Below are 14,176 nucleotides of genomic sequence, written 5' to 3' on the forward strand. Positions count from 1 at the left end.
GCTGTTTGCCTGATCCGCTTGGCCAGACAGCCAGCCCTGTAGGAGGCCCGTGCCATGCCCCAGCTTAGTCTGTGCATTCCGACCTATTCCATGGGCGGCATGGGAGCAGGCTTTTTGGCAGAATCCTTTGAGATCCTGACCAGGCAAAGCTTTACGGATTTTGAGGTGGTGGTTTCCGATCAATCCGATGATGAGGCGGTAGCAGAGGTCTGCGCCAGCTTCTCAGACCGCTTGCAGATCCGGCACATTTGGAACCATGAGGGCAAGCGACAGGCTTCAGGAAATGTGAACAATGCCATGCGTCAGGCCGAAGGGGACATCATCAAGATCCTGTTTCAGGATGACTATTTGAATGGGGGTGATGCCTTAAAGACAATCGTCGAAGCGATTGGAATAACGGGAAAATGGCATCTCTGCGGGTCGGGCGTTAGTCGGGGGGGCGGTGCCGTTGAACGCCCCATGGTGCCGCGCCTGACGAGCAAGTTGAAGTTTGGCAAAAACACTGTTTCCAGCCCCTCAGTGCTGGCGATGCGGCGTGAACTGCTCGAGTTCTTCGACGAAGAACTGATCTGGCTGATGGATGTTGACCTCTATCAGCGGCTGTGGGATCGCTTGGGGGATCCGGTGATTTCTCCGGAAACCCTGGTGGTGAACCGGGTCCATGCCGGGCAGGTCAGCGCCAGCGTCTCACCCGAGCTCAGACGTCATGAACTGCGCTATATGCGTAGCAAACGGGAGCGCCCCCTGGCCTTTGGGGACTGGCTTGAGTATTGCCGTCAAGTGCTGAAGGCGCGATAGGACTTGTGGAACCGGCAGGATTTGCTCCTCGCCGGTGCCAATCTGTATCAGCCCTAGGCGACCAGTGATCAGTGGGTGAGATGGATATTAAATCGCTCACGGATTTTCTGATCCACTAAGGGATCAAAACAGGCTGCTGATCTCTCTGACAATATCTGGTCTTTGCGGGCTGTCGCCTTGTTCAGCAGATCGGGTTTGCCAAGCTCCACCCATTCTTTCGGCGAGGTCCGATCGCCAAGCGCCGGGTAGACATAATCAGCCTGCATGCGCCCCAGGGTCTGACTGGTGCCCAGGTAATGACCAGGACCATTGAGGCAGACATCGGCGATCTGGTCTACCGCCAGGGTTTCATCGGTCACCTCGATACCGCGCACACAGCGCAGGGCCTGCCCAATAAGATCATCTCCTAAGATCAGGGATTCATGGCAAAACCCTAGCAAGGATGCATGCATGCCGGCGGCTTCATAAACCATGTTCAGCCCAGACAGACCCGCCATAACATTGGAGCACATCTGCTCCCAACCGGCCTGCATATCGGGCAGTTTACTATCGCCAATGCCCGCAGCCGCGCCGCCGGGCAGGTCATAGAATTTATGCATCTGGGCGCAGCCTGCTGTGAGAAGCGCCTGCTCACCTGATCCGCCAGTCATGGCGCCGGTTCGCAGATCCAGGCCAAAGGGCCAGGTGCCAAAAATCGCCGGGGCGCCGGGCTTCACCGCGTTGACATAGACCAATCCTGCCAGACATTCAGCCACCGCCTGGGTGATGGCGCCGGCAATGGTCGAGGGCGCGGTAGCCCCAGCCATGCCAGCCGAAAGCAGCAAGACGGGCATGCCGTATTTGATACATTCCTCCATTACTTCGCAGCTTTCGGTGGCAAATTTCATCGGCGGCACCACAAAGCAGTTGGAGTTGGAGACAAAGGGGCGTTCACGCCATTTGTCCTCGCCCCCGGCGATCATATGCAGCATCTCCATTGCCGGAGCGACAAATCCGGGTTCTGAAAAGGAGGTACCGATATGTTTGGTGGTGCCAGAGGTGGTGGCATAGATCGAGTTCAGGTCCATCTCGAGGTTGTCGGCAATGTCACGACAGACCATAGGACGTTGAACAAAATGGATATTGTCGAGCTTGTCGCAGATTCTGGAGGCGTCGTGCAGATCCTGCACGGTGGAATCCCGGTAGTGTCGACCGTCCACGTCAACCATATGAACCGCCGCGCCAGCGGTGCCATAATGCACCCGGTGCCCTGAGAGTTCGAGATCCTGTTTGCCGTCTCGACTGTAGAGGGTGATTGAGCGATTGGCCTTGGTTAGCATGTCCTCCACCAGAGCGCGGGGGAAGCGAATTCGGCCGTCATCGCCCAGAATGCAGCCTGCCTTGGTCAGGTATTCGATGCCGCTTGGCGGCGCGTCGGCCAGACCGATGGTCTCCAAGGCGTCCAAGGCGGCCCGGTGGATACGTTCCATGCCATCCTGAGTGAGAGGTTTCAGGGTTCCGCCTTCCATGCCGGGACGGATGGGGCGCAGGTGCTCGGGTAGGGCATTGGCCCGTGCAGAACGGCGGGCAGCGCGCCCGCCGCTGCGGCTTGAGGAGCGGGTGGGGGTGCCGGATTGATCGGTCATCTTTGAGATCCTTGAAGCGGGAGATGCTGTTGTTCAGAGGGTGAAAAACAACGGCCCCAAGGGGCGTCCCCGGGCTGCACGGCCTCGGGCGGCACCAATCGTGCGCCACACCAGACTGATTACACTGCGTTCCGCCAGCATCTTGGATCCTTTTCAAGCTCCCCTTCAGATTTGGCGCTTTTGGCCGCCGATTCTAGCGTGTTTGCGACCTCGGTGAAAAATGCAGCCGATCCATTTTGTCTCCCACGCGTTAAATTTGCATCTTGCCTTCAGAAACCCGCTCAACAATGAGGCGAAACACTCTGAATTTGAAGAATAAAAATGTTCCGTGAAAATTTCGCACAAAAGAAGAAGAACAAGGCTGCCTGCACAGCTCGTTAAGAAGTTTCACCGAGAATAGGCACCATGGGAATGTCGCGCATTGAACTGCGCTGTGATAGGGCAAGAAAAAATGCCAGCTGCTGTGGTACACCAAAACAAGTATGCGAGGATCCTTGTGGTCGGCTGTCTGTCGGCCCTCGCTGTGCCTGCCTTGGCTGGCGACTGGAGCTCCAGCTACTTTAACACGGACCGTTCAATTGCGCCTTCGTTTTTGGGCGCAGGAACGTTGGACCGTGAGCTGCGCATTGCGTTTTCCACCGACCGTGATCTGGGAACAGTTGTTCTGGGCGGGAGCTATCGCCGCGGCCAAAGCCCGTTGTCGAGCGTAGGTAGCCAGGGGTTTCCGGGCCTGCGTGCCAACGGTGAGGCGGTGACACTCCGGGCGGGGTGTGATTTTGGCGACAGCCTTGGCTATGTCAGTTTTGGTCAGCACCAGCTCCGGGGGCGGACAGCAGATGCGGCGGGAGAGACCCTCGGGATTGGGTTGCGGATTTCGCTTAATCGCGCCCTGCAACTGACTGGTGAGTTCCTGCATCATTCTGGTGGCGCACGCGCCGGTACTGCGCCACGTCAGTCCCCGAACCAGATTTCCCTGGGGGCGGCCTTTCTGTTTTAGATAACAGACTTGGCGCAGCCCGAGGGACGTGGTAAAGCCCGTGATATGAACCAGAATTGCACCTTCATTATCTGTTGCATTACCTGCTGAAATCCTCAGCGGGTTGGTTTCTGTCGTTTTCTTCACCCTGACAAGTTGCTAAGCCCGCTGTGCGCGCCTGCCCATTCGGTCCCACCAAGGAGCCTGTCATGACGACGATCAAACTGCACAATACCAAGACCCGCAAAAAATCGGAGTTCACTCCGATTGATGCCAAGAATGTGCGGATGTATGTCTGTGGACCCACCGTCTATGACCGGGCGCATTTGGGCAATGCGCGGCCTGTTGTGGTCTTTGACGTGCTGTACCGCTTGCTGCGCGAAGTCTACGGCGCGGATCATGTGACCTATGCGCGCAATTTCACTGATGTGGATGATAAGATCAACAAGCGCGCCGCTGACAGTGGCCGCTCCATTGGCGAGATCACCGATGAGACCATCCAGTGGTTTCTTGATGATATGGGCGCGCTGGGAGCGCTTGAACCAAATCATATGCCCCGCGCCACGCAGTTTATTCCCCACATGGTCGCTATGATCGAAGATCTCATTGCCAAGGGTCACGCCTATGCGGCAGAGGGCCATGTGCTGTTTGCCGTAGACAGCTGGCGCCAGGGCTATGGCCAGCTTTCGGGGCGTTCGGTGGATGACATGATTGCCGGCGCCCGTGTTGAAGTTGCGCCCTACAAGAAGAACCCGATGGATTTTGTTCTCTGGAAGCCCTCTGATGCGGGGCAACCGGGCTGGGAGAGCCCCTGGGGGCGTGGACGGCCGGGCTGGCATATCGAATGCTCTGCCATGTCCTACGAACTGTTAGGCAAGACTTTTGACATCCACGGTGGCGGCAATGACCTGATGTTCCCCCATCATGAGAATGAAGTTGCGCAAAGCTGCTGCGCCAATGGCGATGACAGCTTTGCAAAATACTGGCTGCACAATGAGATGCTGCAGGTCGAAGGCAAGAAGATGTCCAAGTCCTTAGGCAATTTCTTCACCGTGCATGATCTCTTGGATCAGGGCGTGCCAGGAGAGGTTATCCGGCTTGTGTTCCTACAGACCCATTACCGAAAGCCAATGGACTGGACCGAGAAAAAGGCCGGTGAGGCAGAGGCGACGCTGCGCAAGTGGCGTGCGCTGACTGCGGGCATCGAACCGGCAAAAGAGGCACCCAAGGAAATCGTGACGGCACTAGCAGACGACTTAAACACTTCAAGTGCTCTTTTTTACCTTCATGCAATAGCTCGCGATATCCCCAAGGAATTCGTGGAAATAAACCCCAAGTACACCAAAGCCGACTTGTTGGCTGGGGCACAGCTTTTGGGATTGCTCACCGAGGAGTTGGGCGACTGGGTCAGCCAACCTGACTTTGATCTGTCGAGCTATGAAGCCAAACTGACTGCCGCGCGGGATGCCGCGATGCAAAGCAAGGATTTCGCTGAGGTGGATCGGCTAAAAACCAGGTTTATCGCAGCGGGGATCGAGGTGCGCATGAGTAAAGCAGGCGTTGAACTAGTGCCGGGCCAGGACTTTGATCTGGCGAAACTGGAGGGGCTGGCATGAGCAAAGAACGCCTCTACCTCTATGACACCACCCTGCGCGATGGCCAACAGACCCAGGGGGTGCAGTTTTCAACTGCTGAAAAAAAGCAGATCACCCAGGCGCTTGACGACCTAGGTATTGATTACATCGAAGGCGGTTGGCCTGGCGCCAACCCCACGGACAGTGCGTTTTTTGATCAGGCCCCCAAGACCCGCGCCACGATGACGGCCTTTGGTATGACCAAACGAGCCGGGCGCTCGGCTGAAAATGACGAGGTGCTGGCTGCAGTTTTGAACGCAGGCACCTCGGCGGTCTGTCTGGTGGGGAAATCCCACGACTATCACGTGACTGCGGCGCTGGAGATTAGCCTTGAGGAAAACCTGGAAAACATCCGTGCCTCGATCGCCCATGTGGTGCAGCAGGGGCGCGAGGCGCTTTATGATGCGGAGCACTTCTTTGATGGCTATAAGGCAAATCCCCAATACGCCCTAGCGGCCTGTCAGGCGGCGCTTTCGGCTGGGGCACGCTGGGTTGTGCTCTGTGATACCAATGGCGGCGCCATGCCCAGCGAGGTCAAAGCCATCGTCGAGGCGGTGATCGACGCAGGCATTCCGGGTGAAAACCTTGGCATTCATACCCACAATGACACCGAAAATGCTGTGGCCTGTTCGCTGGCTGCCATCGAGGCGGGTGCTCGTCAGGTGCAGGGCACCCTGAATGGGCTGGGCGAACGCTGCGGCAATGCCAATCTGACCACGCTGATCCCGACCTTGCTGCTGAAAGAACCCTATGCCAGCCAGTTTGACATTGGCGTCAGCCCGGACGCGCTGTCGGGTCTTACCAAGCTCAGCCGGATGTTGGACGATATCCTGAACCGGGTGCCGACCAAACAGGCGCCCTATGTCGGTGCCTCGGCCTTTGCGCATAAGGCCGGGTTGCATGCCAGCGCCATCCTCAAGGATCCCAGCACCTATGAACATATCGCTCCGGAACTGGTTGGCAACGCCCGGATCATCCCGATGTCGAACCAGGCCGGTCAATCCAACCTGCGGAAACGGCTGATGGATGCAGGGTTGGAGGTCGAAAAGGGCGACCCGGCCCTGGCCCGTATTCTGGACAAGATCAAGGAACGCGAGGCGGAGGGCTACTCCTATGATACCGCCCAGGCCTCTTTTGAGCTGCTGGCGCGCAGCGAGCTAGGGCAGGCGCCCGAGTTCTTTGAAGTGAAGCGTTACAAGGTCACGGTTGAGCGGCGCAAGAACAAGTATAACCGCATGGTCAGCCTCTCGGAGGCGGTTGTGGTGGTGAAGGTGGATGGAGAAAAGCGCCTGTCCGTCAGCGAGTCGATGGATGAGACCGGCAGCGACCGCGGGCCGGTGAACGCATTGGCCAAGGCCCTGGCCAAGGATCTGGGGCGCTATTCCGAAATCATCGACGATATGCGCCTGGTGGACTTCAAGGTGCGCATCACCCAGGGCGGCACTGAGGCGGTGACCCGGGTTATCATTGATTGCGAGGATGGCAAGGGGCGGCGCTGGTCCACGGTTGGCGTCAGCGCCAATATAATCGACGCTTCTTTTGATGCGCTGTTAGACGCCATGCGCTGGAAGCTAATCCGCGACAGCGGAGCGGCCCAGTGAGTGCCAAAGCCTCAAACTCCTTTCGTCCATCCAGACGCGGATATCCGGTAGAGACAGCTGCGACACTCGGGGGTCAGTTTGAAACTGTGGCATATAGCTGCCATCCAAAGGGGCCATTCACTTGACCTTTGATGACGACCTCACCAGCTGCGCCGACTTGGTGCAACAGGCGGATCCCGATCGGTTTTTGGCAACCATGGCAGCGCCTGTCACAGCGCGGCCACTGCTGTTTGCCCTTTATGCATTCAATATCGAACTGGCGCGGGCCCCCTGGGCTAGCCAGGAAAGCATGATCGCCGAAATGCGGGTGCAGTGGTGGCGTGATATCGGCAGCGAAATAGCCCAGGGCGGGCCAGTGCGCCGCCATCAGGTGGCAACGCCGCTGGGGCGGCTGCTGCGGCCAGAGCTGGCGGCTCATATCGAAGAGATGGCAGAGGCCCGGCGCTGGGATATCTACCGCGATGCCTTTGAGGACGAGGCTGCGTTTGACCGCTACATTGACCATACAACCGGAAACCTAATGTGGATGGCGGCGGCATCATTGGGGCAGGTGGAGGAGGCGGTGGTACGCCAGTTTGCCTATGGGGTTGGGATTTCCAACTGGTTCAGCGCCATTCCGGAACTTGTGAAAAACAAACGTATTCCGCTGCTGGATGGGACCCCCATGGGGCTGCAAGGTTTGGCCCGCAAAGGCCTGGACCGGATAGAGCAGGCGCAGACACAGCGTGGCAAGGTTTCCAAACAGGCCGCTGTGGCTTTGCTGCCCGGATGGCAGGCCAAATCGATCTTGAAGCAGGTTATTAAAGAGCCCGGTAGGGTTGCCGACGGGAGCCTCGGCCAGAGCGAATTTCGAAGGCGCGGTAGTTTGATGTGGCTGGCGGCACGCGGCAGCTGGTGAGTGTACGCAGACCTGGAACTAATTGAATTCATCAAAAAAGGGCGCCCTTCCAGAGAGGGGCGCCTTTTCAATTCTGATTTCGGCCGGATCAGGTTTCCCTGGTCAGGCTTCTTTAGGCCGCAACGCCAGCCAAAGCAGCGCGCCGCCGGCCAAAACCAGGAAGGGTGCCATGGCCATATTTACGGCATTCCAACCTTCAACCGGATTGCCGCCAGAGCAGTTCATCAACCCTCCGGAGGCCAGCGAGGCCATTGTCACACCACCAAAGACCAGAAGGTCATTGAGCCCCTGCATCCGTCCGCGCTCTTCTACAGAGTGAGAGCTGGCCAGCATGGTGGTGGCGCCAATAAAGCCAAAATTCCAGCCCACACCCAACAGGATAAGCGCGATAAAGAAGTTCTCCAGCTCGACCCCCTGCAGCGCAACGGCGCCCGCGCCGGCAAGAATGAACAGGCCTGCTGCGACGATCTTGTGTACGCCAAAGCGGGCGATCAGATGGCCGGTAAAGAAAGACGGCACATACATCGCCAGGACATGCAGGGTGACGACATCGGCAGCACTGGCTTCGCTGAAACCACAGCCGACAACGGCCAGCGGCGTAGAGGTCATCACCAGGTTCATCAGCGCGTAAGAGACCATGGCGCAGATCACCGCAACCGCAATGGCTGGGGTTTTCAGCAGCTCAATACGGCTGCGCCCTTTTGGCAGGGCCTCGCGCAGGGCTGCAGGTTTGGGGATGTCCAGAAACAGGAACAGGCCCGAGCCCAGAACATTCACCGCGATAACGGCCAGATAGGTGCCAAGGAAGGGCACAACAAAGACCTGGCTGGTGGCCTTTACCAGCTGTGGCCCAAGAATGGCGGAGAGCAATCCGCCGGCCATGACATAGGAAATCGCCTTGGGGCGGAAGCTTTCAGAGGCGGTATCCGCGGCGGCAAAACGGTAAAACCCATGGGCGCTCATATAAACGCCGGTCAGCAGGCTACCCAAAAGAAATACAGGAAAGGAGCCAAGGTAGAGCCCATAGGCACCAATGACACCTCCAAGGGCGCCAAAGGCCGCTCCGGTGAAGAAACCCGCGCGACGACCCCATTTCTGCATGATCGCAGAAATCGGCGTCGCCGCCATCATCGAGCCCGCCACAATCAACGAAATCGGCAGCGTCGCAAAACAAGGGTTCGAAGCCAGCGACTGGCCGGCCAGCCCGCCAATGATAAAGATCATCGGCATCTGCGAGCCGAGGATGGCCTGGGCCAGTACCAGGATGGCGACATTTTTCTTGGCGACGCTGTCGCTCGGGGTGGTCATGTGATCTGTCATATGGGATGCGTAACGATCAATATTCAAAGGAACAAGCGGCAAGACCCTCTTTGGTACAATGTCGCTAAAAAAGAGAACGCTTTGAAGGAGTTCGCCATGAGCACTTTTGTGACCGATTGCGCCCCTTTGGCGGGTCGTATCATCTGTACGGATGCCTGTGTCGACGAAGGCGCCGCCTGGCTGGCCGATCACGATCCACGATTTGCCCTGGCCCTGTCACAATGTGGTCCGTTGCCATTGCGGCGCAAACCAGATGGCTTTGGCCAATTGCTCAGCGCTATTGTTAGCCAGCAGGTCAGTGTGGCTTCGGCCAATGCGATCTGGAAGCGCCTGATAGACGCGCATCTCACCACTCAGGAAGAGATCTTACAGGCCAGCGAAGATGACCTGCGCAGCGCCGGGCTTAGCCGACAAAAGATACGGTATTCCAAAGCACTGGCCGATGAAGCGATCGATTTTGAGGCACTGCGGGATCACCCCACAGAAGAGGTTATCAAAACCCTGACCAAGGTCACAGGCGTTGGGGTCTGGACAGCAGAGATCTACGCAATGTTCTCATTGGGCCGGGCAGATATCTTTGCCCCCGGAGATCTGGCCCTGCAAGAGGCCGCCAAGGCGCTGTTTGATCTGCCCGAACGCCCCAGCGAGCGCGCTCTGCGTAGGTTGGCCGAAGACTGGTCGCCCTGGCGGTCGGTTGCGGCCCGCATCCTCTGGGCCTATTACCATGTGGCAAAGGACAGGGAAGGGATCCGATGACTCGTGTACTGAATGCTGAGCGCAGAGAGCCGCTCTCCGGGGTGACCCGGTCGATCGTGGTGTTTCTGCATGGCTATGGGGCCAATGGTGCAGATCTGTTGGGGCTGGCCGATCCGCTGGCGGAACATCTGCCGGACACCCTGTTTGTGGCCCCCGATGCGCCAGAAAACTGCCCCGGTGCCCCCATGGGGTACCAGTGGTTCCCAATCCCCTGGATCGATGGCTCTTCCGAGGAGGAGAGCATGCGTGGCATGAATGCCGCCGTTGAGGATCTCAACGCCTTTCTTGATGCGCTGATGGTTGATGAGGACGTGCTGCCAGAGCAGGTTGTGCTCTTTGGCTTCTCACAAGGCACCATGATGAGCCTGAATGTGGCGCCCCGCCGCGAAGATGCCCTGGCCGGCATCGTCGCCTTCTCGGGGCGTTTGCTGTCTCCTGACACCTTCAAGGATGAGGTGGTGAGCCGGATGCCGGTGATGCTGGTGCATGGCGATGCAGATGACGTCGTGCCGCCGCAATCCCTGCCCGAAGCCGCCGAAACTCTGGGAGAGGCCGGTTTTAAGGATGTCTTTGCCCATATCATGAAAGGCACTGGTCACGGCATCGCCCCAGACGGGCTGAGCGTGGCGTTGGCCTTCATGCGCGACAAACTGGGGCTCTGAGGCCATAGATCAGGCTTGGGACCGCAGGAATGTAAGAGCCTGAGCCTGTTTGTTCAGCCCAGACTGATCCAGTGCCCCCTAGAACTCTCACTTCCTGCCTTTTGGGAGGGAGTGTTTTTTGCGAATTTTTTTGCCGGATCCGTTTCCTCCAGAGGTTGGTCCATCCGGCTTTCCAGCGGGTTTTGCCTTTGTCCGTCGTTCAATGGCCCTTTTGTTTGGCAATTGAACGGGTTTGGCTGGGCCTGGAATCTTTGGGACCTCCAGATCCTCCCAGGCCCCCTGCGCCAGACCATCCAATGTCCAGGCGCCAATGCTGTAGCGGATGAGCCTGAGCGTTGGAAAACCTACTGCTGACGTCATCCGCCGCACCTGTCGGTTTTTACCCTCCCGCAGAGTGAGCGAAATCCAACTGGTGGGAATGGATTTTCGCGTGCGAATGGGCGGGTTTCGCGCCCATAGCTCCGCGGGTTCCTCGATCACTTGGGCCTTGGCCGGGCGAGTGACACCATCCTTCAGCTCCACCCCCTTGCTCAGCGCTGAAATCGCGCTGGCGTCAGGCGTGCCTTCGACCTGCACCCAGTAGGTCTTGGCCATCTTGTGCTGTGGATCACTGATCCAGGCCTGTAGCCGACCGGTATCTGTCAGCAACATCAGGCCTTCGCTGTCACGATCCAGCCGTCCAGCTGCATAGACACCGGGGCAATCGATAAAAGCGCTGAGGGTTTTGCGCGTCGAACCAGCACTACCGGAATCAGTAAACTGTGGCAGTACATCAAAGGGTTTGTTGAAGCGAATAAGACGGGTCATAGGGCTGCAATAGGCAGATGCACCCGCGCTGGCAAGCCATCCGGGGCAGGGTGCTGCGCCAAACGTCACAGCGCTGTTACCCGTGGCTGCTAGCGATCAAGCGAAATCTTGTGGCTGACCGGGGCTTGTCAGACGAAAACCACGAGATATAGTTACACATATGCTGGGGCGGGTTCCCCGCTCTGGTGCCGGATACGGGCAGACAGGGCGAGGAAGACGTAGCATCATGGATGGCGATTTCAGAACTGATTTTGTGAGAGAACCCAGTGCATTGCGACAGCATCCTGCGCTGGTGCTCAATGCCGACTACCGGCCGCTCTCCTATTACCCGCTGTCACTCTGGAGCTGGCAGGAGGCGGTCAAGGCCGCCTGGCTGGACCGGGTGGATATTCTGGCGGAATATGACGCGGTGGTACATAGCCCCAGTACCGAGATCCGAATACCTTCTGTTGTGGTGTTGAAAGACTATGTGAAACCCCAAAAGCGCGTTGCCTTCACGCGCTTTAATTTGTTTCTGCGGGATGAATTCTGCTGCCAGTATTGCGGTGCACGCGGAGATCTGACCTTTGACCATGTGGTGCCACGGGCGGCTGGGGGCATCACCAGCTGGGAAAACGTGGTGGCAGCCTGTTCGCCGTGCAATCTGAAAAAGGGATCCAAATCACTGCATCACCTTGGGATGAGCCTGCGCAAAGCGCCCAAACAACCCGGCGCCGAAGAACTGCGCAATACAGGGCGCAAATTCCCACCCAACCATCTGCACGACAGTTGGATGGATTTTCTTTACTGGGACACCGAGCTAGACGCTTGAAGTCTTTGAATTTAGACGAAGTAAATAGGCTCTGACGGGGCTTTCAGATCACCTACTTACGCCTTGGACCGTTGCAACATTCCAAACAGATCACGCGGATCATCCGGATCGGCGAGCATGTCCAGCTCGATGAAGAACTCGGTCTCTTTGATGCGGTCACGGATGTAGCGCAGGGCGGAAAAATCCTCGATAGCAAAGCCAACGCTGTCAAACAGGGTGATCTGCTTGTCGTCGCGCCGACCTTGTTTCCGACCGGTGATCACCTCCCAGAGCTCGGTCACTGCAAAATCCTCCGGCATCTGCTGGATTTCGCCCTCGATCCGTGTTTGCGGTGGGAATTCCACAAAAACATCAGAGCGGGTCAGGATGCCGGAGGCCAGTTCCGTCTTGCCAGGGCAGTCACCACCGATGGCGTTGATGTGCACGCCCGCGCCAACCATATTGTCGGTGAGGATGGTGGCGTTCTGCTTGTCAGCGGTACAGGTGGTGAGGATCTGCGCGCCCTCAATGGCCTCTTCCGGGGTGGTACAACAAACCACTTCCAGCCCCGCAGCGGCAAGGTTTCGGGCACATTTGGCGGTTGCCTCCGCATCCTTGTCAAACAGGCGCACGGTTTTGAGACCCAGGATGGCCTTCATCGCCAGGGTTTGGAATTCTGATTGGGCACCATTTCCGATCATCGCCATTGTATCAGACCCTTTTGGTGCCAAATGCTTAGCGGCCATTGCTGAGGTAGCTGCTGTGCGCAGCGCGGTGAGCATGGTCATTTCGGTCAGAAGCACCGGATAGCCAGTATAGACATCCGCCAAAAGCCCAAAAGCGGTGACCGTCTGCAGGCCTTCGCTGGTGTTCTTGGGGTGCCCATTGACGTATTTGAACCCATAGGCCTCGCCATCCGAGGTCGGCATCAGCTCGATCACGCCAACATCGGAGTGGCTGGCGACGCGGGGCGTTTTATCAAACAACTCCCAACGTTTGAAATCCGCCTCAACATAGTCGGCCAGATCCCGCAGCATGGGTTCAATTCCGATGCTGTGGACAAGGCGCATCATGTTGTCGACGCTGACAAAGGGAACAAGGGCTTTTTCAGATGGAATGGTCATTGGGAGATCCTTTTGCGCGGGCTGAGGTGGATGCCTGCCAACATGCAGCGCACCGAGCCACCGGCAGTTTCAATGGTTGGGATGGAAAGCGGCAACAGGCGCGCGCTATGTTCAATGCGTCTGATCTGAGCTGGGGTTAGGGCTTCCATGGCCCGGGCCGACAACGCCAAAAGGGGATCATTTCCGGTCAGAGCAAAGCAGTTCCCGGCAAAATTGGCGATCTGTTCTTCGCTCAGGTCGATCACATCACGGCCAGATTCCGACAGGCGGGCTGCTACTTCCGCTCGGCGGGCTGGATCTACGATCATTGACAGGCAAATCAGAGCAAATTTTTCTGCTATCCCCATCAAAACATTGCTGTGATACACGTCGCGCCCCTGAGAATCCCGCGCCTCAAAGGCCATTGGCTCGTAGTTAAAGTGGGTGCAAAAACGCTCCAGCAACACCGGGTCCGCCCGAGTTGACTTCACGGTGTAGGCAACCCGGCCAATGTGATCCAGGACCATGGCACCCGTTCCTTCGAGGGCCAGTTCATCTTCTTCGAGACCGGAGAAATCGATCACATCCTGCACCCGATAGCTGCGTTTTAGCTCTTCGATGACATCCCAACGCCGTTCCAGCCGACGATTTTGCGAATACATCGGATAGATCGCAATATGTCCTCCGGAATGGGTGGAAAACCAGTTGTTGGGAAAAACACTGTCAGGAGTATCAGAGCCTTCATCCTCAAATACATGAACGTGAACTCCGGCAGAACGCAGAGCTTTTACCGCAGTATCAAACTCCTGCAAGGCAGTATTGCTGGGATCAGCCGGCCCTTCTGTTGTGGTTTGGAAAGCATTGTCACTAATGGTATCGGGGTTAGATCGGAAGTGATGAGGACGGATCATCACAACGGCAGTGGGGGCTTGCAGGGTATTCAATTGTAGCTCCGCGTTGGGCGATCAAAGACCCGTCGACCCAGAGCAGAAGCGCAGAGATCGACCATCAAATGGGCGGTGCGACCGCGTTCATCTAGGAAGGGGTTCAATTCCACCAGATCAAGCGAGGTCATCAGGCCGGAATCATGCAGCATTTCGCAGACCAAATGACCCTCGCGCACCGTCGCGCCGCCAGGAACGGTGGTACCAACGGCTGGGGCCACGGCAGGATCCAGGAAATCGACGACCAGGGAGACATGCAGCA

The 14,176-nt window shown here is 57.6% G+C and carries 14 protein-coding genes; 8 read left to right on the plus strand and 6 right to left on the minus strand.

Annotation, left to right across the window (positions count from 1 at the left end; translation table 11 throughout):
• Positions 1–54 precede the first annotated feature (54 nt).
• Entirely contained in the window at positions 55–798 is a 744-nt protein-coding gene (locus ABJP42_RS01650) for a glycosyltransferase family 2 protein (RefSeq protein WP_348338160.1), read from the plus strand.
• 68 nt (positions 799–866) lie between these two features.
• On the opposite strand, the gene ABJP42_RS01655 is transcribed toward ABJP42_RS01650, so the two are convergent.
• The gene (locus ABJP42_RS01655) at positions 867–2,423 is read right to left on the minus strand and encodes a trimethylamine methyltransferase family protein (protein ID WP_348338161.1); all 1,557 of its coding nucleotides are present in this window, start codon (positions 2,421–2,423) and stop codon (positions 867–869) included.
• 451 nt (positions 2,424–2,874) lie between these two features.
• Between ABJP42_RS01655 and ABJP42_RS01660 the strand changes: the two genes are divergently transcribed.
• The 4 genes from ABJP42_RS01660 to ABJP42_RS01675 all read left to right on the plus strand — a co-directional run bounded on the left by ABJP42_RS01660 (position 2,875) and on the right by ABJP42_RS01675 (position 7,532).
• Entirely contained in the window at positions 2,875–3,420 is a 546-nt protein-coding gene (locus ABJP42_RS01660) for a hypothetical protein (protein ID WP_348338162.1), read from the plus strand.
• Positions 3,421–3,608: 188 nt separating this feature from the next.
• Positions 3,609–5,015 carry a cysteine--tRNA ligase gene (gene cysS, locus ABJP42_RS01665; protein WP_348338163.1) on the plus strand — a complete coding sequence of 469 codons (1,407 nt, stop codon included), beginning with the start codon at positions 3,609–3,611 and terminating at the stop codon, positions 5,013–5,015.
• Entirely contained in the window at positions 5,012–6,634 is a 1,623-nt protein-coding gene (gene cimA / locus ABJP42_RS01670; protein WP_348338164.1) for a citramalate synthase, read from the plus strand. The genes cysS and cimA overlap by 4 nt, the downstream gene beginning before the upstream one ends.
• Before the next feature lie 121 nt (positions 6,635–6,755).
• Positions 6,756–7,532, plus strand: coding sequence for a squalene/phytoene synthase family protein (locus ABJP42_RS01675; RefSeq protein ID WP_348338165.1), 777 nt, complete (start codon positions 6,756–6,758; stop codon positions 7,530–7,532).
• Between the two features lie 102 nt (positions 7,533–7,634).
• Here ABJP42_RS01675 and ABJP42_RS01680 read toward each other — a convergent pair whose 3' ends face one another.
• Positions 7,635–8,852, minus strand: coding sequence for an MFS transporter (locus ABJP42_RS01680; RefSeq protein WP_348338166.1), 1,218 nt, complete (start codon positions 8,850–8,852; stop codon positions 7,635–7,637).
• Positions 8,853–8,948: 96 nt separating this feature from the next.
• On the opposite strand from ABJP42_RS01680, the gene ABJP42_RS01685 reads away from it, so the two are divergent.
• Together ABJP42_RS01685 and ABJP42_RS01690 are read left to right on the plus strand one after the other, a co-directional pair.
• Positions 8,949–9,608 (plus strand): DNA-3-methyladenine glycosylase family protein, encoded by a 660-nt coding sequence (locus tag ABJP42_RS01685; protein WP_348338167.1) that lies wholly within the window; start codon positions 8,949–8,951, stop codon positions 9,606–9,608.
• A complete protein-coding gene (locus ABJP42_RS01690; RefSeq protein WP_348338168.1) occupies positions 9,605–10,270 on the plus strand; it encodes an alpha/beta hydrolase in 666 nt (221 codons plus the stop codon). Before ABJP42_RS01685 ends, ABJP42_RS01690 begins: the two co-directional genes overlap by 4 nt.
• An 87-nt stretch (positions 10,271–10,357) precedes the next feature.
• Here the strand turns inward: ABJP42_RS01690 and ABJP42_RS01695 are convergent, their stop codons facing one another.
• Positions 10,358–11,077, minus strand: a complete 720-nt coding sequence (locus tag ABJP42_RS01695; protein ID WP_348338169.1) for a pseudouridine synthase — start codon at positions 11,075–11,077, stop codon at positions 10,358–10,360.
• 226 nt (positions 11,078–11,303) lie between these two features.
• Here ABJP42_RS01695 and ABJP42_RS01700 point away from each other — a divergent pair, with 226 nt between their 5' ends.
• On the plus strand, positions 11,304–11,888 hold the full coding sequence (locus tag ABJP42_RS01700; protein ID WP_348338170.1) for an HNH endonuclease: 585 nt from the start codon (positions 11,304–11,306) through the stop codon (positions 11,886–11,888).
• A 56-nt stretch (positions 11,889–11,944) separates the two neighbouring features.
• On the opposite strand, the gene ocd is transcribed toward ABJP42_RS01700, so the two are convergent.
• The 3 genes from ocd to ABJP42_RS01715 all read right to left on the minus strand — a co-directional run.
• On the minus strand, positions 11,945–12,991 hold the full coding sequence (ocd, locus tag ABJP42_RS01705; RefSeq protein ID WP_348338171.1) for an ornithine cyclodeaminase: 1,047 nt from the start codon (positions 12,989–12,991) through the stop codon (positions 11,945–11,947).
• On the minus strand, positions 12,988–13,914 hold the full coding sequence (ctlX, locus tag ABJP42_RS01710) for a citrulline utilization hydrolase CtlX (RefSeq protein WP_348338172.1): 927 nt from the start codon (positions 13,912–13,914) through the stop codon (positions 12,988–12,990). The genes ocd and ctlX overlap by 4 nt, the downstream gene beginning before the upstream one ends.
• Positions 13,911–14,176, minus strand: a 266-nt coding sequence (locus ABJP42_RS01715) for an arginase family protein (RefSeq protein WP_348338173.1), incomplete at its 5' end; no start/stop codon positions are given. The genes ABJP42_RS01715 and ctlX, both read right to left, overlap by 4 nt.

The sequence above is a fragment of the Pseudophaeobacter sp. genome (assembly GCF_039971195.1).
GTDB lineage: Bacteria > Pseudomonadota > Alphaproteobacteria > Rhodobacterales > Rhodobacteraceae > Pseudophaeobacter.